The 17,541-nt window shown below is 72.2% G+C and carries 17 protein-coding genes; 8 read left to right on the top strand and 9 right to left on the bottom strand.

What is annotated here, in order from left to right; genetic code table 11:
• The first annotated feature begins 47 nt into the window (after window positions 1–47).
• Both ACIQGZ_RS07065 and pyk read left to right on the top strand, forming a co-directional pair.
• Entirely contained in the window at window positions 48–1,256 is a 1,209-nt protein-coding gene (locus tag ACIQGZ_RS07065; RefSeq protein WP_402599794.1) for an acetate kinase, read from the top strand.
• 114 nt (window positions 1,257–1,370) lie between these two features.
• Entirely contained in the window at window positions 1,371–2,801 is a 1,431-nt protein-coding gene (gene pyk / locus ACIQGZ_RS07060) for a pyruvate kinase (protein WP_402599793.1), read from the top strand.
• A gap of 90 nt (window positions 2,802–2,891) precedes the next feature.
• Here pyk and ACIQGZ_RS07055 read toward each other — a convergent pair whose 3' ends face one another.
• The 4 genes from ACIQGZ_RS07055 to ACIQGZ_RS07040 form a co-directional block, all read right to left on the bottom strand.
• A complete protein-coding gene (locus ACIQGZ_RS07055) occupies window positions 2,892–4,442 on the bottom strand; it encodes a hypothetical protein (protein ID WP_402599792.1) in 1,551 nt (516 codons plus the stop codon).
• On the bottom strand, window positions 4,439–4,975 hold the full coding sequence (locus tag ACIQGZ_RS07050) for a DUF6114 domain-containing protein (RefSeq protein WP_402599791.1): 537 nt from the start codon (window positions 4,973–4,975) through the stop codon (window positions 4,439–4,441). The genes ACIQGZ_RS07055 and ACIQGZ_RS07050 overlap by 4 nt, the downstream gene beginning before the upstream one ends.
• A gap of 142 nt (window positions 4,976–5,117) precedes the next feature.
• The gene (locus ACIQGZ_RS07045; RefSeq protein WP_402599790.1) at window positions 5,118–5,774 is read right to left on the bottom strand and encodes a DUF6230 family protein; all 657 of its coding nucleotides are present in this window, start codon (window positions 5,772–5,774) and stop codon (window positions 5,118–5,120) included.
• Between the two features lie 610 nt (window positions 5,775–6,384).
• Entirely contained in the window at window positions 6,385–7,344 is a 960-nt protein-coding gene (locus ACIQGZ_RS07040) for a tetratricopeptide repeat protein (RefSeq protein WP_402599789.1), read from the bottom strand.
• Window positions 7,345–7,736: 392 nt separating this feature from the next.
• Here ACIQGZ_RS07040 and ACIQGZ_RS07035 point away from each other — a divergent pair, with 392 nt between their 5' ends.
• Window positions 7,737–8,366 (top strand): TetR/AcrR family transcriptional regulator, encoded by a 630-nt coding sequence (locus ACIQGZ_RS07035; RefSeq protein WP_402599788.1) that lies wholly within the window; start codon window positions 7,737–7,739, stop codon window positions 8,364–8,366.
• A 61-nt stretch (window positions 8,367–8,427) separates the two neighbouring features.
• On the opposite strand, the gene ACIQGZ_RS07030 is transcribed toward ACIQGZ_RS07035, so the two are convergent.
• From ACIQGZ_RS07030 to ACIQGZ_RS07020, 3 genes are all read right to left on the bottom strand, one after another.
• Entirely contained in the window at window positions 8,428–10,125 is a 1,698-nt protein-coding gene (locus ACIQGZ_RS07030; protein WP_402599787.1) for a methylmalonyl-CoA mutase, read from the bottom strand.
• A 186-nt stretch (window positions 10,126–10,311) separates the two neighbouring features.
• Window positions 10,312–10,641: a DUF3817 domain-containing protein gene (locus tag ACIQGZ_RS07025; protein WP_402599786.1), complete on the bottom strand. Its 330-nt coding sequence runs from the start codon at window positions 10,639–10,641 to the stop codon at window positions 10,312–10,314.
• 184 nt (window positions 10,642–10,825) lie between these two features.
• Window positions 10,826–11,392, bottom strand: coding sequence for a MarR family winged helix-turn-helix transcriptional regulator (locus ACIQGZ_RS07020; protein ID WP_402599785.1), 567 nt, complete (start codon window positions 11,390–11,392; stop codon window positions 10,826–10,828).
• 536 nt (window positions 11,393–11,928) lie between these two features.
• Here ACIQGZ_RS07020 and ACIQGZ_RS07015 point away from each other — a divergent pair.
• Window positions 11,929–13,527, top strand: a complete 1,599-nt coding sequence (locus ACIQGZ_RS07015; RefSeq protein WP_402600013.1) for a M4 family metallopeptidase — start codon at window positions 11,929–11,931, stop codon at window positions 13,525–13,527.
• Between the two features lie 59 nt (window positions 13,528–13,586).
• On the opposite strand, the gene ACIQGZ_RS07010 is transcribed toward ACIQGZ_RS07015, so the two are convergent.
• Complete coding sequence (locus ACIQGZ_RS07010) at window positions 13,587–13,883, bottom strand: MTH1187 family thiamine-binding protein (protein ID WP_402599784.1); 297 nt, start codon at window positions 13,881–13,883, stop codon at window positions 13,587–13,589.
• Entirely contained in the window at window positions 13,883–14,215 is a 333-nt protein-coding gene (locus ACIQGZ_RS07005; protein WP_402599783.1) for a DUF3817 domain-containing protein, read from the bottom strand. The genes ACIQGZ_RS07010 and ACIQGZ_RS07005 overlap by 1 nt, the downstream gene beginning before the upstream one ends.
• A 227-nt stretch (window positions 14,216–14,442) precedes the next feature.
• Here ACIQGZ_RS07005 and ACIQGZ_RS07000 point away from each other — a divergent pair, with 227 nt between their 5' ends.
• The 4 genes from ACIQGZ_RS07000 to ACIQGZ_RS06985 all read left to right on the top strand — a co-directional run bounded on the left by ACIQGZ_RS07000 (window position 14,443) and on the right by ACIQGZ_RS06985 (window position 17,485).
• Window positions 14,443–15,273, top strand: a complete 831-nt coding sequence (locus ACIQGZ_RS07000; protein ID WP_402599782.1) for a DUF2127 domain-containing protein — start codon at window positions 14,443–14,445, stop codon at window positions 15,271–15,273.
• 72 nt (window positions 15,274–15,345) lie between these two features.
• The gene (locus tag ACIQGZ_RS06995; protein WP_402599781.1) at window positions 15,346–15,984 is read left to right on the top strand and encodes an AIM24 family protein; all 639 of its coding nucleotides are present in this window, start codon (window positions 15,346–15,348) and stop codon (window positions 15,982–15,984) included.
• The gene (locus tag ACIQGZ_RS06990) at window positions 15,984–16,649 is read left to right on the top strand and encodes an AIM24 family protein (protein ID WP_402599780.1); all 666 of its coding nucleotides are present in this window, start codon (window positions 15,984–15,986) and stop codon (window positions 16,647–16,649) included. The genes ACIQGZ_RS06995 and ACIQGZ_RS06990 overlap by 1 nt, the downstream gene beginning before the upstream one ends.
• Entirely contained in the window at window positions 16,649–17,485 is an 837-nt protein-coding gene (locus tag ACIQGZ_RS06985; RefSeq protein ID WP_402599779.1) for an AIM24 family protein, read from the top strand. Before ACIQGZ_RS06990 ends, ACIQGZ_RS06985 begins: the two co-directional genes overlap by 1 nt.
• The last annotated feature ends 56 nt before the right edge of the window (window positions 17,486–17,541 follow it).

Here is a 17,541-nt window from a genome sequence, read left to right as displayed (position 1 = left end):
CCGGCCGACCGGTGGCCGGGTCGTCGCAAGCCAAGGAGTCAGCCGCTGTGAGCGGAGCCACCCGGGTCCTCGTCCTCAACTCCGGCTCGTCGTCGGTGAAATACCAGCTGGTCGACATGGCCGACGGGCGGCGGCTGGCCGCCGGGCTGGTGGAGCGGATCGGTGAGCACTCCGGCCGCCTGGTGCACACCCCGGTCCGGGGGGAGCGGCGGGAGCGGAACACCGCCTTCCCCGACCACGCGGCCGCGCTGAAGGCGGTCAGCGAGGAGCTGGCGGCGGACGGCACCGGCCTGGACTCCCGGGAGCTGGCCGCCGTGGGCCACCGGGTGGTGCACGGCGGCACCCGGTTCACCGAGCCGACGCTGATCACCGACGAGGTACTGGACGAGGTCCGCGCGCTGGTCCCGCTGGCGCCACTGCACAACCCGGCCAATGTGACCGGCATCGAGGTCGCCCGGACGCTGCGGCCCGACCTGCCGCAGGTGGCCGTCTTCGACACCGCCTTCCACGCCACCCTGCCGGAGTACGCCGCCCGCTACGCGCTGGAGCGCACCACCGCCGACCGCTACGCGGTGCGCCGCTACGGCTTCCACGGCACCTCGCACCAGTACGTCTCACGGGCCACCGCCGCGCTGCTGTGCCGCAGACCGGCCGAGGTCAATGTCATCGTGCTGCACCTGGGCAACGGCGCCTCCGCGTCGGCGGTGGCCGGCGGGGTCTGCGTGGAGACGTCGATGGGCCTGACGCCGCTGGAGGGCCTGGTGATGGGCACCCGCACCGGTGATCTGGACCCGGCGGTGATCCTGCATCTGCACCGGGTGGGCGGCCTGTCCGTCGACGAGATCGACGACCTGCTCAACCGCCGCAGCGGAGTGCTGGGGCTGTGCGGGGACAACGACATGCGGGAGGTCGTCCGCCGCCGGGCCGGGGGCGACCCCGACGCCGTACTCGCCTTCGAGGTGTACATCCACCGGCTGCGCAAGTACCTGGGCGCGTACTGCGCCGTGCTCGGCCGGGTCGACGCCGTGGCCTTCACGGCCGGGGTCGGTGAGAACTCCGCCGCGGTGCGCGCCGCGGCGACCACGGGCCTGGAGGGGCTCGGCATCTCGGTCGACGCGGCGCTCAACGAGCTGCCGACGTCCGGTCCCCGGCTGATCTCCCCGGCGTACTCCCGGGTGGCGGTCGCCGTGGTGCCGACCGACGAGGAGCTGGAGATCGCCCGCCAGACCTTCGCCCTGGTGCGCAGGTCGGCGTGAACAGAATTGGCCGATCGTCCCACGGACTGTCCCGCATTCCGAGACTGTTCGCAGACGATCACAACCAGATCCGACCGGAATGCACCTATAACATGAACGGATAGAATGATCCATATGCGCCGAGCGAAAATTGTCTGCACCCTGGGTCCGGCGACGGACAGCTACGAACAGCTGAAGGCCGTCGTCGAGGCCGGGATGAACGTGGCCCGCCTCAACATGAGCCACGGCTCCCACGCCGAGCACGAGGGCCGGTACCGCCGGATCCGCCAGGTCTCCGAGGACACCGGCCGCGCCATCGGCGTGCTGGCCGACCTCCAGGGCCCCAAGATCCGCCTCGCCACCTTCGCCGAGGGCCCGGTCACCGTGGAGAGCGGCGACGAGTTCACCATCACCACCGAGGACGTCCCCGGCGACCAGCACGTCTGCGGGACCACCTACAAGGGCCTGCCCGGCGATGTCGCCAAGGGCGACCCCATCCTGATCAACGATGGCGCCGTCGCGCTGGAGGTCGTCAGCGTCGACGGCCCGCGTGTGAAGACCGTCGTGGTCGAGGGCGGCGTCCTGTCCAACAACAAGGGCATCAACCTCCCCGGGGCGGCCGTCAATGTGCCCGCCCTCTCGGAGAAGGACATCGAGGACCTGCGCTTCGCGCTGTCCCTCGGCGTCGACATGGTGGCCCTCTCCTTCGTCCGCAACGCCGCGGACATCGAGCGGGTGCACGCGGTGATGGACGAGGAGGGCCGCCGGGTCCCCGTCATCGCCAAGATCGAGAAGCCGCAGGCCGTCGAGGCGATGAAGGAGATCGTCCTCGCCTTCGACGCCGTCATGGTCGCCCGTGGCGACCTGGCCGTGGAGTACCCGCTGGAGAAGGTGCCGCTGGTCCAGAAGCAGCTGATCACCCTCTGCCGGCAGAACGCCAAGCCGGTCATCGTCGCCACCCAGATGATGGAGTCGATGATCCACGCCTCCCGGCCGACCCGCGCCGAGGCCTCCGACGTGGCCAACGCCATCCTGGACGGCACCGACGCGGTGATGCTCTCCGCCGAGAGCAGCGTCGGCAAGTACCCGATCGAGACGGTCCGGACCATGAGCCGGATCATCGAGGCGGCCGAGGAGGAATTGCTCTCCCGGGGCCTCCAGCCGCTCAACCCGGGCCGCAAGCCCCGCACCCAGGGCGGCTCCATCGCCCGCGCCGCCTGCGAGCTGGGCGACTTCCTCTCCGCCGAGGCGCTGGTGGCGTTCACCAAGTCCGGTGACACCGCCCGCCGACTCTCCCGCTACCGCTCCCCGATCCCGGTGATCGCGTACACCCCGGACGCCGGCACCCGCAACCAGCTGGCGCTCAGCTGGGGCGTGGAGACCTATGTCTCGGCGCAGGTGGAGACCACCGACGCGATGGTCGACCAGGTCGACGACTCGCTGCTGGCGCTGGGCCGCCTCAAGACCGGTGACACCGTGATCGTCACCGCCGGCTCGCCGCCCGGCATCCCCGGCACCACCAACATGGTGCGGGTGCACCACCTGGGCGAGACCACCGGCGCCTGACCGGTCGTCACCCGATGTGCGGCGCGGGGCGCCTCCCCCTGGCGGGGAGGCGCCCCGCGCCGTGTGCGCGGCCGGTCGGGGCCGCGCGGCTCAGCCGTCGTAGGGCTCGTCGTCGGTGTACAGGTGCATGCCGGGGATGGTCAGGGTGCCGCCGAACTGGCCCGCCTGGACGGCCTTGACGCCGGTCAGCTCCAGATCCAGCGGGACCGGCACCGAGCCGACCAGGTCGTATAGGAACTTCGGCAGGGTGTCCGGGGTCAGGGTGACCGGGCCGAGGTCGGGCAGCGGCAGCCCCACCGCCTTGGAGAGGTGGCCGGTCAGTGACTCGGTGTACATCACGATCGGGCCGTTCGTCATGGTGGACGTACTGCCGGGGCGGCTCTTGACGTGGGTGGTCTTCCCGTTGGCCTCGATGGTCGACATGTCCAGGTCGCCGATGTCGATGCTGCTGACGGTGAACTTCAGCACCCGCTTGCCGACGCCCGACCTGGTGGTGATCTCGACCACGCCACCGAAGACCGCGCCGTGCAGGGCCAGCCGGCTGGACTTCAGGGTCCAGGACTGGGCGGGGACGGTGCCCACGGCCGCCTCGGCGCGGGCGCGCAGGCCGGAGGCGTCGGTGGCGCAGAGGGCGTCCTGGCCGGTGGCGGCGGGGGCGGAGGCGGGGCTGCTGGGGGTGGCTGCCGGGGGGGCGGGGGTTTCGGGCGCGGTGGGGGTTTCGGGCGCGGTGGGGGTTTCGGGCGCGGTGGGGGTTTCGGGCGCGGTGGGGGTTTCGGGGGTCGAGGCGGCCTGGGGTGTGGGGGGCGCTGCGGGCTGGGGGTCGGTGTTGTGCTCGGCGCGGTGGCGGGCGGGCTTGTGGGGGGCGGGCCTGTGACTCGGCTTCCTTGTGCTGTGGTCGGTCCCGGCGGGTGCCGTGGGGATGGGGTCGACCGGGGTGGTGGCGGGCGACGGGGGTCCGGGCGGGACGGGGTTGGGCGGGACGGGGTCGGCGGGTACGGTGGCGGGCTGGCCGCCGCCCAGCAGGCCGGACACGCCGCCGAGCAGGTCACCGAGCGGCCCGTGGTGGGCCCGGCCGCCGCGCACCGGGGTGGCGGAGGCGGCGGCGGTCGTGGTGGCGGGCGCGGCCGGGGTGACGGCCACCCGGACGGACCGGGTGACGGTCCGCTCGGCCACCGGCGCCTCGGTGGTGGCGGCCACAGCGGGCGCGGCCGCCACCGGGGCGGTCGTGGCGGGGGCGGTGGTCACGGCGGGAGCGGTGGTCACGGCGGGGGCGGTGGTCACGGCGGGCTTCGGCGGCGGCGTGGTACGGCTCACCGGCTTCCCGCCGCCGTCCGCACCACCACCGGCCGCACCACCGCCGGCCGTACCACCACCGGCCTTCGCAACCGACGGCGTGGCCACGGCCGCCGGGACGTCCGCCGCCGTGGCGCAGGGCTGCACGGTGTCCCGGGCCGGGGAGTCGTCGGCCAGGGCCAGCGTCGGCGTGTACCCGGCGCCCATCAGCAGCGCCGTGGGCACCGCCGCCATCGCCAGCACCTTGCCCGCCGGGAACCTGCCGCGCCGCTGTCTGCGCGGCGCGGCGTGGCGCGGCCCGCGGCCGGGCGTCGCCGCCCCGTCGCCGCTGCTGCCGTCGTCCGTCATCGGCCCTCCTCGACGCCACCCGGCTCACCGGACTCGGCAGCCGTGCCCGCGATCCCGTCCGGCAGCGCGGGCGGCTCAGCGGTCGCAGGCCCGGACGGAACCGGAGCGGCCGGCAGCGCATCGGTCTCGCCGAGCGGTGCCCAGGCGACCATCAGCCCGCCGCCGACGAGGCCGGGGAGCAGGCCCATGCCGAAGCCGCCGAGGTTGGACACCGGGATGGAGACCAGCGCCAGCAGGATGGTCGCCACACCGGCGAAGACCCGGGAGGCCGGCTGGAACCAGGCACTGATGCCCAGCACCATCACCAGGATGCCGATGATCAGTGAACCGGCGCCGCCCGTGGTGGACATGGCCAGGGACAGGCCGCCAAAGCTGAGGTGCGCATAGGGGAAGTACAGGATGGGCAGTCCGGCGATGACCGCCAGCAGTCCGCCCCAGAAGGGTCGGCGGTGGCGCCAGTCCCGGAACCCGAGCCGGACTCGGGTGAAGGTGCCGGCGTCATCGGGCCGCACGTCGGCGGTCGCGCTGGTCACGATGCAGCTCCCTGGGGGTAGCAGATGCGGTGCGAGGAGCGGGGAGGGGCCTCAGCGGCCCCTCCCCGCCGCTGGACGTCGGGGCGGGACGGCCGCCCGGCTCAGTGGCGCAGCCGGGCACCGCTCGGACGCGGCTCGGTGGCTAGAGGTCCGGGCACGGGTTGCTGCCCTTGTTCACAGCCATGTGCAGCCCGTTGAGCGTGAAGGTGCCCGCCGTGGTGACCCAGGCGGTCTGGCTGACCCTGTCCAGCTCGGCGCGGTCCGCCTCCTGCGCGAAGGAGGTGGGCGCCCCCAGCCGGACCTGGTCCTCGACATTGCCCTTGCTCACCGATCCGGCGGCGACGCCGATGTTGATGCCGGTGAACTTGGCGTCCGCCTTGAGGTCGTCGAGGCCGATGACCAGGTTCTCGGCGGTGACCGGCTTCTTGTCGTTGTCACCGGCGTTGATGTTCAGCGTCACATCGCCGATGAACGGCGCCTTGATGACCACCGACTGGCACAGCTTGTTGATGGTGGCCGTCTTGAAGGTCGAGACCGCGACCGCGTGGGCCTTCTTCAGATTGCCCTCGCTGGTGTCACTCGGGCTGAAGCCCGTCTCGGTGACGACGGAGCCGTACTGGGCGAAGCCGTAGCCGTCCAGGTGCTTCGCGGTCACCTTGAACTGCTGACCGGAGACGCTGAACGACGCGGCGAGCGCACCCTGTGCGAGGCTGACGCCGATCGCGGCGGTGGCCGCGATGCTGGGCACCATAACGACGGCGAACCGCTTCCAGCGCGTTTTGCCGTGAGTCTGGGACATGCGTGTCCTCCTTCTCGGACGTACATCTCCGGCCTCGCCCCGCATGGGCCCTGGCCTGGGATGGGGAGAAGAGCTACGTCCTCGGGAGGGAGATCGCCGTCGGCTGGCGTCGGCGGCACGGTCGTCCGGGCGACGTCATCGGCGTTCACCCCCGAGCGACAACCTGCGGCCGCGCGGGGTGCACGGCCGGTGCGGGCAGGCTCCGCCGGGAACGGCGAAGACCCCCCTGTCCGCAAGGCGCCGGCCGGGGCCGGAACCTGCCCGGTGGGGACCCTCCGCTCGCCGCCCTTCCGGCCGGCTGCCGGGACGGGGGAGCGATGGACCGAGCGTGGCCGATCGTGGTCCAAAGCCCGGTCGAGCACAAGAGCCCCATTACTGACGAGTAATGCAACAGTGCCGACACCCGTTCGACCGTCGAGGACCTTGGATACGACCGGTCAGGATACGAAGGTTTCGGGCGGATTGATAGACCATCAAAGGCGGACAAAGAGCCCCGGGGTGATCACCATGCGTGACCGTCCCGGGGCTCCGTCAAGATTTGGTAAAGCTGTTTCAATGTCGCCAAATCACCGTGGCACCGCAAGTCGTCGCCGGTGCCTCACCGGACGGCTCAGAACAGCACCCTGGCCAGCGCCGTCCTGGCCTTGGCCACCCGGGGGTCCTCGGCACCGATCACCTCGAAGAGGGCCAGCAGGTGCAGCCGGGCCCGGTCGCGGTCCTCCCCCGCCGTACGGCCCACGGTGCTGACCAGTCGACCGAAGGCGTCCTCGACATGGCCGCCGACCAGGTCCAGGTCGGCCGCGTCCAACTGCGCCGGTACGTCCGCCGGGTCGGCGGCCGCCGCCGCACGCACCGCCTGCGGGTCCTTGCCCTGCACCCGCTGGAGCAGCTCGGCCTGGGCCAGGCCGAGCCTGGCCTCCTCGTTGCCCGGCTGGTCGGACAGGACGTTGCGGTACGCCTGGACCGCGCCGCCCAGGTCGCCCCGGTCCAGCGCGTCATGGGCGGCGGCCAGCGTCGGGTCCTCCGGCGCGGCGGGGGCCGCGGCCCCGGGCTCGCGCGCGGCGCCGCCCGCCCCGCCGACGATGCCGAACCGCTGCTCGGCCACCAGGATCAGCTGGTCCAGGTACTGCCGGGCCTGGGCCTCGTTCACCGCACCCTGGAAGAGCGGCACCAGCTGACCGGCCACCACCGCCATCACGGACGGGATGGATTGGATGCCGAACTGCCCCGCCAGCAGCTGGTTGGCGTCGACGTCGATCTTCACCAGGACGAACCGGCCGGCGTACTCGTCGGCCAGCCGCTCCAGGAGCGGGCTCAGCTGTTTGCACGGCCCGCACCACTCGGCCCAGAAGTCGACGACGACCGGGACCTCGGCCGAACGCTGGACGACCTCGGCTTCGAAGGTCTCCTCGGTGACGTCGACGACCAGCGCTGCCGGCGGAGCGCCGCCGGCACCGCCCTGGCGGGCCCGCTCGGCCCGCGCCTGCTCGGCTTTCTGGGCGGCGTCTCCGGCCGCCTTCACCGCGGCGAGGTCGACCACGCCGCGCATGGACATGTTCCGTGGCTGCATGGCTCTATCCTCCCCTGTCCGGAGGGGTGCGGACGCCATCCCCCGAAAGGATGCCGCACCCGGAGTGTCGTGGCCGGCCGAAAGCCCGGCCGCCGGAGCCCGCCGGCGGTCGCGCCGCACCGGGCCCGACCGGCCCCGCCGGCTGCGGGGGGCGGACCGCTGCGCACACCGTGGCGCCCGGTTCCCGGCCTGCCGGCCGGGTGATCGGCACGGGTCCCCACCCGCGCCATGGCTGTCGCTCTTTTCGCTACGAGCCGTAGCGTATCTGCCGGACACCCCGCCGGAACACACCACCCGGACCCCGAACCGCGTGAGACAGCTCACTCCCCGGACCGCCCCGCCCCGGGCACCGGGGTACCCTCGCCGCCACCCCCTCACCCAGGAGAGCCCTCGTGGCCGTACCCCCGGAAGCCCCCGCCCGGACCAGGGGCCGACCGCGCAACGCCGCGACCGACCGGGCCATCCTGGACGCCACCCGCGCGGCCCTGGCCGAACTCGGCTGGGGCGGCCTGGCCATGGGCGACGTCGCGGCCCGTGCCGGGATCGCCAAGACCACCCTCTACCGCCGCTGGCCGTCCCGGAACGAGCTGGCGGTGGACGCCGTCGCGGACCTCTTCGACGGCCTGGAGACGGCGGACCTCGGCAGCCTGCGGGCCGACATCGAGGCCGTGGTGCACCGGTTCGCCGCCCTGCTGTCCCGCCCGGAGACCCAGGCCGCGCTGCCGGCCCTCTTCGCGGAGGGCACCCGCGACCCGGCCCTGCGCCGCCGGATCAGGGCGGCCATCGTGGAGCCGCAGAAGCGGCTGGTCCACCAGGGCCGGGCCAACGCCCAGGCGCGCGGCGAGCTCCCGCCGGACGCGGACGCCGCCGCCGCGCAGGCCGAGGTGGACATCATCTTCGACACCATCGCGGGCACCGTGGAGCACCGCGTCCTGGTCAGCGGCGAGCCCGCCTCCCCGGAGTGGGTCAGCCGCTTCACCACCCTGCTGCTCGGCCCGCTGCTCGGCCTGCGGACCGGCTGAGCAGCTGACCGGCTGACCGGACGGCGGGGGCCACCCCTCCCGCCGCCCGGTCAGCCGGGGCTCAGAAGCCGGGCGGCTCGGTGTAGACGCCCCACTCCGCCCGCAGCGCGTCGCAGATCTCACCCAGCGTGGCCTCCGCCCGCACCGCGTCCAGCATCGGCGGCACCATGTTGGCGCCCGACCGCGCGGCGTCCAGCATGGCCGCGATGCCGGCCCGTACGGCGGCCTCGTCGCGGGCCGCGCGCCGCGCGCCCAGCAGCTTCACCTGCTCGGTCTCCACCTCGTGGCTGACCCGCAGGATCTCCAGGTCCGAGGTGACCGTGGAGGTGTGGCAGTTGACCCCGACGACCCGCTTCTCGCCCTTCTCCAGCGCCCGCTGGTAGCGGAACGCCGACTCCGCGATCTCGCCCACGAACCAGCCGTCCTCGATGCCGCGCAGGATGCCCGCCGTCATCGGACCGGCCGCCCGCTCGGCGCCGCCGGCCCGCTCGCCCATCTGCCGGATGCGCTCGAAGATCGCCTCGGCCTCGGCCTCGATCCGGTCGGTGAGGGCCTCCACGTACCAGGAGCCGCCCAGCGGGTCCGCGACATTGGCCACCCCGGTCTCCTCCATCAGCACCTGCTGGGTGCGCAGCGCGATCTCGGCCGCCTGCTCGGAGGGGAGCGCCAGGGTCTCGTCCAGGGCGTTGGTGTGCAGCGAGTTGGTGCCGCCGAGGACGGCGGAGAGCGCCTCCACGGCGGTGCGCACCACGTTGTTGTACGGCTGCTGCGCGGTGAGGGAGACCCCGGCGGTCTGGGTGTGGAAGCGCAGCCACTGCGCCTTGTCGGTCTTGGCGCCGTACACGTCGCGCATCCAGCGGGCCCAGATGCGGCGGGCGGCGCGGAACTTGGCTATCTCCTCGAAGAAGTCCAGGTGGGCGTCGAAGAAGAAGGAGAGGCCGGAGGCGAAGGCGTCCACGTCCAGGCCCCGGGAGAGGCCGAGCTCCACATAGCCGAAGCCGTCGGCCAGGGTGAAGGCCAGCTCCTGCGCGGCGGTGGAGCCGGCCTCGCGGATGTGGTAGCCGGAGACCGACAGCGGCTTGTAGGCAGGGATGCCAGCCGCGCAGTACTCCATCAGGTCACCGATCAGCCGCAAATGCGGCTCGGGGGCGAACAGCCACTCCTTCTGGGCGATGTACTCCTTGAAGATGTCGGTCTGCAGAGTGCCGTTGAGCAGCCCGGGGTCGACGCCCTGCCGCTCGGCGGCCACCAGGTACATGCAGAAGACCGGGACGGCCGGGCCCGAGATGGTCATCGAGGTGGTGACCTCACCGAGCGGGATGCCCTCGAAGAGGACGTCCATGTCGGCGGCCGAGTCGATGGCGACCCCGCAGTGGCCCACCTCGCCCAGCGAGCGCGGGTCGTCGGAGTCGCGGCCCATCAGGGTCGGCATGTCGAAGGCGACCGAGAGGCCGCCGCCGCCGGCCGCCAGGATCATGCGGTAGCGCTCATTGGTCTGTCGGGCGTTGCCGAAGCCGGCGAACTGCCGGATGGTCCAGGCCCGGCCCCGGTATCCGGTGGGGTGCAGCCCCCGGGTGAAGGGGTACTCGCCGGGCCAGCCGATCCGCTCGAAGCCCTCGTGGGGCTGACCGGGCGCGGGCCCGTAGACGGGGTCGACCGCGTCCCCGGAGAGGGTGGTGAAGTCCGCATCACGCCTGCGCGCGCCGTCGTACCGCTGCTGCCAGCGGCTCCGGCCCGCTTCGATCTCCTCGGCATCCATGCCGCGAACCCCGCTCCTGTGCGGCCACCGCGGCGGATCGCGCGCGCGGCGGCGGATTACTGGGTGTGGGAACCAATTTACTCGGACGTCCTAGTAATTGTCGACGGCAGCGGCCCCGGGCAGACGCGACGGGGCGGCCGCTCCCCATCGGGAGGGCCGCCCCGCAGGACCGCTCGGGCGTGCCGGTCAGGCGTTCACCGGCTCCGGGGCCGGCTGCTGCGGCGCGGCGTCGCGGACCACCCGGCGCTCCGCGAAGAACGAGCAGAGCGGGACGGTGCCGGCGATCAGCACCAGCACCAGCTTGCCGAGCGGCCACTTGAGCTTCATGCCCAGCGAGAAGGCCACCACGAAGTAGGCCATGTAGAGGTAGCCGTGCACCTGCGCCATCAGCAGGGTGGCGTCCTTGCCGCTGTCGAAGCCGTACTTGGCGACCATGAAGCCGCACAGCAGCAGCAGCGCGCAACCGGTCGCATACGCCAGCACCCGGTACCAGGCCAGCAGGGGGTTCGACTTCACCGCGTTCGCCTCACATTGCCAGGGGTCGGGGCGGTACGTCCGGACTCGGCACCGCCGCTCCGAGGGTAACCCCGTGCTCCGACCGCCCCGCGCACACCCCCGCCCGCCGCCCGCCGCCCGCCGGCCCCGGTGCGGCGGCCGCGTGCGCCGCGGGGCCGTCAATGCCAGGGAGGCTGCGGAGCTGCTACCCGCCGACCCGCTCGGGTCGGCCCCCGGATTCGGCGGCGGGCTGCTGCTCGGGCTCGGGCTCGGTGAAGTCGCCGGCGGCGATGCGCAGCGGGCGCAGCAGCTCGAAGACCTCCTGGCACTGCTCGGCGTCGTACGCCTCCAGGCCGAACTCCATGGCCACCAGGTCGCGGGTGGCGGACTCCACCACCCGGCGGCCCCGGTCGGTGATGGCGGCGAGCACGCCGCGGCCGTCGAGCGGGTTGGGGCGGCGGGAGACCAGGCCGGCCCGCTCCAGGCGGTCCACGGTGTTGGTGACGCTGGTCGGGTGCACCATCAGACGCTCACCGATCTTGGACAGCGACAGCTCCCCGGTGCGACTGAAGGTGAGCAGCACCAGCGCCTCATAGCGGGCGAAGGTCAGCCCGTACGGTTTGACGACCGCGTCGACCCGGCCGAGCAGGATCTGCTGGGCGCGCATGATCGAGGTGATCGCGGCCATCGAGGGGACCGCTCCCCAGCGTCGGGCCCAGAGGTCGTCGGCGCGGGCGATCGGGTCGAAGGTGAGGCTCAGGGGCTTGGACACGCCCTCCACCGTACCGGCGACCGAACGGGCGGCCGACGGGCGTCCACCGGGCGGGCGGTGGCGGGGCACCGCCGTCCCGGTGGACCGTTTCGGAACCCGGCGCCGGACGATCGGTCAGGGCCGGAGATTGTCCGGCGATCACCGTGATATGCCGAAGATTGACTGTTTGACAGGTCCCAGCCGCGCAATGAACGGCTGCCGATCACCCCATATACCCGGTTCGACCCCAGTCTGACCCTCCGGCTGGTGGCACGGGGGCGGCGCAGGCATGGCGAAACTCCGCCAATCAATGAACAGGACCTGTCATTTAAGCAACTGAATTGTCATGCTTCTGGCTAGCTCCCGCACGGCGACCGCGCCCACCCATCGCGTCCGCCGCGCCGCAGGGAGCCGCACCTCCGCGCCCGATTCCGCCCTCGCAGGCGTACACCCCGACGCCCCGGAACGACGCGCAACCGCGTACCCCGCGGTAGTACCGAAAGGGAACACAAGTGAAGCGAAAGCTGACCGCCGGCGCCCTCCTCGCGGCCTCGGCCATGCTCGTCGCGGGCATACAGGCGGGCACCGGTACGGCCGCCGCCCTCCCCTCGGCCCATCCGGCGGCCCTCACCGCCGCGCAGCGCGCCCAGCTGGTCGACCAGGCCGGCGCCCAGGCGGCCGGGCTGGCCAGGACGCTGTCCCTCGGCGGCCAGGAGAAGCTGGTCGTCAAGGACGTGGTGGTGGACGCGGACGGCACCCGCCACCTGCGCTACGACCGCACCTACGCCGGTCTGCCGGTGATCGGCGGCGACCTGGTGGTGCACGAGAGCGCGGCCGGTGCGGTGAAGTCCGTGGACCGCGCCACCGGCAAGCAGCTGGCACTGGCGAGCCTCACCCCCGCGCTGGCCCCCGCCAAGGCGGCGACCAAGGCGGCCTCCACCGTACGGGCCCTGGTCGGGGACGCCTCCGACCGGGACGAGTCGCCGCTGACGTCGGTCGGCGCCGCGGCCACCCCCGACCTGGTGGTCTGGGCCGCCTCGGGCACCCCCCGGCTGGCGTACCGGACCGTGGTGACCGGCACCCGGGCCGACGGCACGCCGAGCGAGCAGCAGGTGGTGACCGACGCCGCCACCGGCGCCGTGCTCTCCCGCCACGAGGCGATCCAGACCGCCTCGGCCGGCACCGGCAAGGGCGTCTTCGTGGGCTCCGTACCGCTGACCACCGAACTGTCCGGCAGCAGCTACCAGCTGAAGGACACCACCCGGGGCAGCCAGTACACCACCGACCTGGCCGGCAAGACCTCCGGCACCGGCACCCTCTACACCGACGCCGACAACGCCTGGGGCACCGGCGCCGCCTCCAACGGCCAGTCCGCCGCCGTGGACGCCCAGTACGGCGCCGCCGTCACCTGGGACTTCTACAAGAACACCTTCGGCCGCAACGGCATCGCCAACAACGGCAAGGGCGCATACAGCCGGGTTCACTACGGCAAGAACTACGTCAACGCCTTCTGGGACGACTCCTGCTTCTGCATGACGTACGGCGACGGCTCGGGCAACACCCACCCGCTGACCGAACTCGACGTCTCCGGCCATGAGATGAGCCACGGGGTGACCAGCCGCACCGCCGGGCTCAACTACTCCGGCGAGTCCGGCGGCATCAACGAGGCGACCTCGGACATCTTCGGCACCATGGTGGAGTTCTACGCCAACCTGCCCACCGACACCCCGGACTACCTGATCGGCGAGCTGATCAACATCAACGGGAACGGCACCCCGCTGCGCTACATGGACAAGCCGTCCAAGGACGGCGCCTCCGCCGACTACTGGTCCTCCAGCGTGAAAAACCTGGACGTGCACTACTCCTCGGGGGTGGCCAACCACTTCTTCTACCTGCTGGCCGAGGGCAGCGGCGCCAAGACCGTCAACGGCGTCAGCTACAACAGCCCCACCTACAGCGGCACCGCGGTCACCGGCATCGGCCGCGACAAGGCCGCCGCCATCTGGTACCGGGCGCTGACCGTCTACATGACCTCCAGCACCAACTACAAGTCCGCCCGGACGGCCACCCTCAACGCCGCCAAGGACCTGTACGGCAGCGGCAGCGCCGAGTACAACGCGGTTGCCGCCGCCTGGACCGGCGTCAACGTCAGCTGACCCCCGCCGCATGACGCGGGGCCCTGGGCCACCGGCCCAGGGCCCCGCGCTCGGTGTGCTCACTCCCCCGCGAGGTACCGCTCCACGGTGTCGACCTTGGCGGTCAGGCCGTCCACCACCCCCGGCCGGATGTCCGCCTTGAGCACCACGCTGACCCGGGGCGCCCTGGCGGCCACCGCGTCGACCGCCCGCCTGACCACGGCCATCACCTCGTCCCAGTCGCCCTCGACCGAGGTGAACATGGCATCGGTGCGGTTGGGCAGGCCGGACTCCCGGACCACCCGGACCGCCTCCGCGACATACGCTCCGACGTCCTCACCCACGCCCAGCGGGGTGACCGAGAAGGCGACGATCATCAGGCCGCGGCCTTCTCGGCGGCGCCGCCGGCCGGGGCGTAGCCCTCCTGCTCCTCACGGGCGAGCATCCGCTCGGCGAAGAAGCCGCCGGTCGGCAGCACCGAGAGCACGAACATCAGCACCCCCCGCCTGGCGTCCCAGCGCTGCTTCTTCCAGGCGTCGGCGAGGAAGAGCAGGTACAGCACGAACAGCACGCCGTGCACCATGCCCATCACCGGCACCGCGTTGAAGTCGGTGGTGCGCTTCAGGACCGAGCAGAGAAGCAGGACGAGGAAGGAGACGGCCTCGGGGGCGGAGACAAGGCGCAGGCGGTGGACGGCGCTGCTCTTCACGGCGGATGACCTCACTCAGTGCGGGGTGCTTGTGAACGGACGCACAAGCTGCCACCCATTATCACCGCGCTCCCCCGCCCCCGCGCCGCCGGGTGGGCCGGTGCGGGCGACGTCACAGCCAGGCCACAGAACCGGTCGTGCGTCGGCCCGGCGGCACCGGCCGCCCCTTATCCTCGGCGCGTGCGGGCACGATCCCCGGCCCGCACCCGAACGGGGAGCGATCGACCATGAAGCTGGGCTCCACCCTCAAGCTCGACTCCACCCTCAAGCTCGACTGGGACCGCCGGACCTGCGCCCGGCGCGGCCACATCACCTACGCGCCCGCCGAACCGGAGCTGCGGCAGCGGCTGCACACCGCGACGGCGCTCGGTGACGCCTGGCGCTGCCTGCGCTGCGGCGACTTCGCGCTGGGCGAGCCGCGCGGCTCCGGGCCGGCCGAGGACGCACCGCTGGTGCCGCGCGGCAAGGCGCTGCGCGACCTGTTCATCCTGCGCTTCCTGGCGGTGGAGCGGGCGCTGCGCGGGGTGTTCATCGTGCTGGCGGCCTGGGCGGTGTGGCGGTTCTCCAACAGCCAGGACGCGGTGCGCCGCCTCTTCGACGAGAACCTGACCGTCTTCCGCCCGGTGGCGGACCACTTCCACTACGACGTGGACCACTCCCCGATCGTGGACACCATCCGCAGGACCTTCGACTACCGGCACTCCACGCTGGAGATCGTGGCGGTGGCCCTGCTGGTCTACGCGCTGATCGAGATCGTGGAGGGGGTCGGCCTCTGGCTGGCCCGGCGCTGGGCGGAGTATCTGACGGTGGTCGCCACGGCGGCCTTCCTGCCGCTGGAGGTCTACGAGCTGACCGAGAAGGTCAGCTGGCTGAAGATCGCCACCCTGGCGATCAATGTGGTGGCGGTGCTCTGGATCGCCCTCTCCAAGCGGCTGTTCGGGCTGCGCGGCGGCCGGGCGGCGTTCGAGGCGGAGCGGCACTCGGCGTCGCTGCTGGAGGTGACGGAGTCGGCCGGCGGCGACCGGGTCGCGGCGGTGGCCGCCGCCGAACGGCCCTGATGTGTCCCGGTACCGTACCGGTCCGGTGCGTGCCCTCCCCCGGGCGCTCGTCACCCGGCTACCGTGAAGCGCGTGGCACAGTTTCGACTACAGGGGTCCAGGGTGCTCGCCGTCGACCTGGCGGGCGACGCCGTCAAGGCCCGCAACGGGTCCATGGTCGCGTACAGCGGCCAGATGTCCTTCAAGAAGCTCACCGGCGGCGGTGACGGCCTGCGCGGCATGGTCACCCGCCGGCTGACCGGTGAGCAGATGGCGGTGATGGAGGTCAAGGGTCAGGGGACCTGCTACTTCGCGGACCGCGCCACCGAGGTGAACCTGGTACGGCTGAACGGCGAGACCCTCTACGTCGAGGCCGACAACCTGCTCTGCACCGAGGCGACGCTGCGCACCGGCACCTCGTTCACCGGGCTGCACGGGGCGGCCTCCGGCAACGGCCTGTTCACCACCAAGGTGGAGGGCCAGGGCTGGGCGGCGGTGATGTCCAACGGTCCGGCGATCGTGCTGCGGGTCGCCCAGGGGATGCCGCTGCGGGTGGACCCGGGCGCGTACATCGCGCACACCGGCCGGCTGGACCGCAGCTTCAAGTCGGGGGCGGGCTTCAGCACCTTCATCGGGGAGGGCGGCGGCGAGGCCGTGCAGATCGAGTTCACCGGCGACGGCCTGGTGTACGTCCAGCCGTCCGAGCGGTCGACCGTCGGCGGTGATGTCTGATGCCGTTCACCAGGATCAACGGCAAGATGGTCGAGGCGCAGATCTCCCCCGGGCAGCGGGTCTACAGCCAGCGCGGCGCGATGCTCGCCTACAGCGGGCAGGTGACCTTCACCCCCGACCTGATGGGCGGTCAGGGCGGTGTGATGTCGATGCTCGGCCGCCGGGTGGCGGGCGAGAGCACTCCGCTGATGACGGTCGAGGGCCAGGGCCGGGTGATGTTCGGGCACGGCGGCCACCATGTGCATGTGATCGACCTCGGCGGTGGCACCCCCGCTGGTGACACCCTCTATGTGGAGGCCGACCGGCTGCTCGCCTTCGACGGCTCGCTGCGGCAGTCCACCATGTTCATGGGGTCGCAGGGCGGGGTGATGGGCCTGGTGCGCGGGCAGGTGACCGGCCAGGGGCTGTTCACCACCCAGCTCAGCGGCAAGGGCTCGGTGGCGGTGATGGCGCACGGCGGGGTCATCGAGCTGCCGATCAACCCGCAGCAGCCGATCCACGTCGATCCGCAGGCGTATGTCGCGCACCGGGGCGACGTCCGCAACCGGCTGTCCACGGCGCTGGGCTGGCGGGAGATGATCGGGCGCGGCTCGGGCGAGGCGTTCCAGTTGGAGCTGTCGGGCCACGGGATGGTGTACGTGCAGGCCAGTGAGGAGAAGCTCTGATGTCCTACCCGCCCCAGCCCGGTGGCCCGCAGGCGCCGCTGCCGCGGACGGCCGACGGCGGACCGGTGGTGTACGACGCCTGGTCGCTGCCGGCCAACGACAACGTCAACTCGTACGCCTTCTCGGTGGACCTCGACGGCCAGTACTTCCTGCAGAAGGGGAAGATGGTCGCCTACTACGGCGACATCCGGTTCCACGGCATCGGCCACGGCCCGCTGGACGCGCTGATCGGGCGCAGCTTCCACTCACCGCTGCACGCGGCGGACTGGGTGGTGGCGGAGGGCCGGGGCAAGATGGTGCTGGCCGACCGGGCGTTCGACCTGAACTCCTATGACCTGGAGGAGGGCAATCTGACGGTCCGTTCGGGGAATCTGCTGGCCTTCGACCCGTCGCTGTCGCTGAAGCAGTCGATCATCCCGGGGTTCCTGACCCTGATCGGCACCGGGAAGTTCGTGGCGGCCTCCAACGGGCCGGTGCACTTCGTGGAGCCGCCGATCCGGGTCGATCCGCAGGCGCTGGTGGGCTGGGCCGACTGCCCGTCGCCGTGCCACCACTACGACCACGCCTATCTGCGGGGCGTGCTGGGCGGGGTGCGGCAGTTCACCGGGCTGGGCGGGGTGTCCGGCGAAGAGCACCAGTTCGAGTTCATCGGGGCCGGGCAGGTGCTGCTCCAGTCGTCCGAGCAGCTGATGGCCGATCTCGACATCGGCCGGGTGCCCCATGAGGCCGGGGTGCCGGGCGCGGGCGGGCCGTCCCGGGCGGGCCAGCAGCAGGGCGGTCAGCAACTGCCCAACATTCCCGGACTCGGCAGTCTCGGGCGGCGACTGGGGGGATGATGCCAGGGGTCGCCGCAGGTGGCGCTCCTTACTTTTTGTCCAAAGTTCAACATTAG

The sequence above is a fragment of the Streptomyces sp. NPDC092296 genome, assembly GCF_044755465.1.
Classification (GTDB): domain Bacteria; phylum Actinomycetota; class Actinomycetes; order Streptomycetales; family Streptomycetaceae; genus Peterkaempfera.
This window is presented reverse-complemented; position numbering and strand designations above follow the sequence as displayed.

What these genes read in the sequence shown, in the direction of transcription:
- pyk (WP_402599793.1), top strand. Translation starts at nt 1,371, where the DNA reads ATGCGCCGAGCGAAAATTGTCTGCACCCTGGGTCCGGCGACGGACAGC.
- ACIQGZ_RS07055 (WP_402599792.1), bottom strand. Translation starts at nt 4,442, where the DNA reads ATGACGGACGACGGCAGCAGCGGCGACGGGGCGGCGACGCCCGGCCGC.
- ACIQGZ_RS07015 (WP_402600013.1), top strand. Translation starts at nt 11,929, where the DNA reads ATGCTCGTCGCGGGCATACAGGCGGGCACCGGTACGGCCGCCGCCCTC.
- ACIQGZ_RS07040 (WP_402599789.1), bottom strand. Translation starts at nt 7,344, where the DNA reads ATGCAGCCACGGAACATGTCCATGCGCGGCGTGGTCGACCTCGCCGCG.
- ACIQGZ_RS06985 (WP_402599779.1), top strand. Translation starts at nt 16,649, where the DNA reads ATGTCCTACCCGCCCCAGCCCGGTGGCCCGCAGGCGCCGCTGCCGCGG.
- ACIQGZ_RS07045 (WP_402599790.1), bottom strand. Translation starts at nt 5,774, where the DNA reads ATGTCCCAGACTCACGGCAAAACGCGCTGGAAGCGGTTCGCCGTCGTT.
- ACIQGZ_RS07030 (WP_402599787.1), bottom strand. Translation starts at nt 10,125, where the DNA reads ATGGATGCCGAGGAGATCGAAGCGGGCCGGAGCCGCTGGCAGCAGCGG.
- ACIQGZ_RS07000 (WP_402599782.1), top strand. Translation starts at nt 14,443, where the DNA reads ATGAAGCTGGGCTCCACCCTCAAGCTCGACTCCACCCTCAAGCTCGAC.
- ACIQGZ_RS07010 (WP_402599784.1), bottom strand. Translation starts at nt 13,883, where the DNA reads ATGATCGTCGCCTTCTCGGTCACCCCGCTGGGCGTGGGTGAGGACGTC.
- ACIQGZ_RS06990 (WP_402599780.1), top strand. Translation starts at nt 15,984, where the DNA reads ATGCCGTTCACCAGGATCAACGGCAAGATGGTCGAGGCGCAGATCTCC.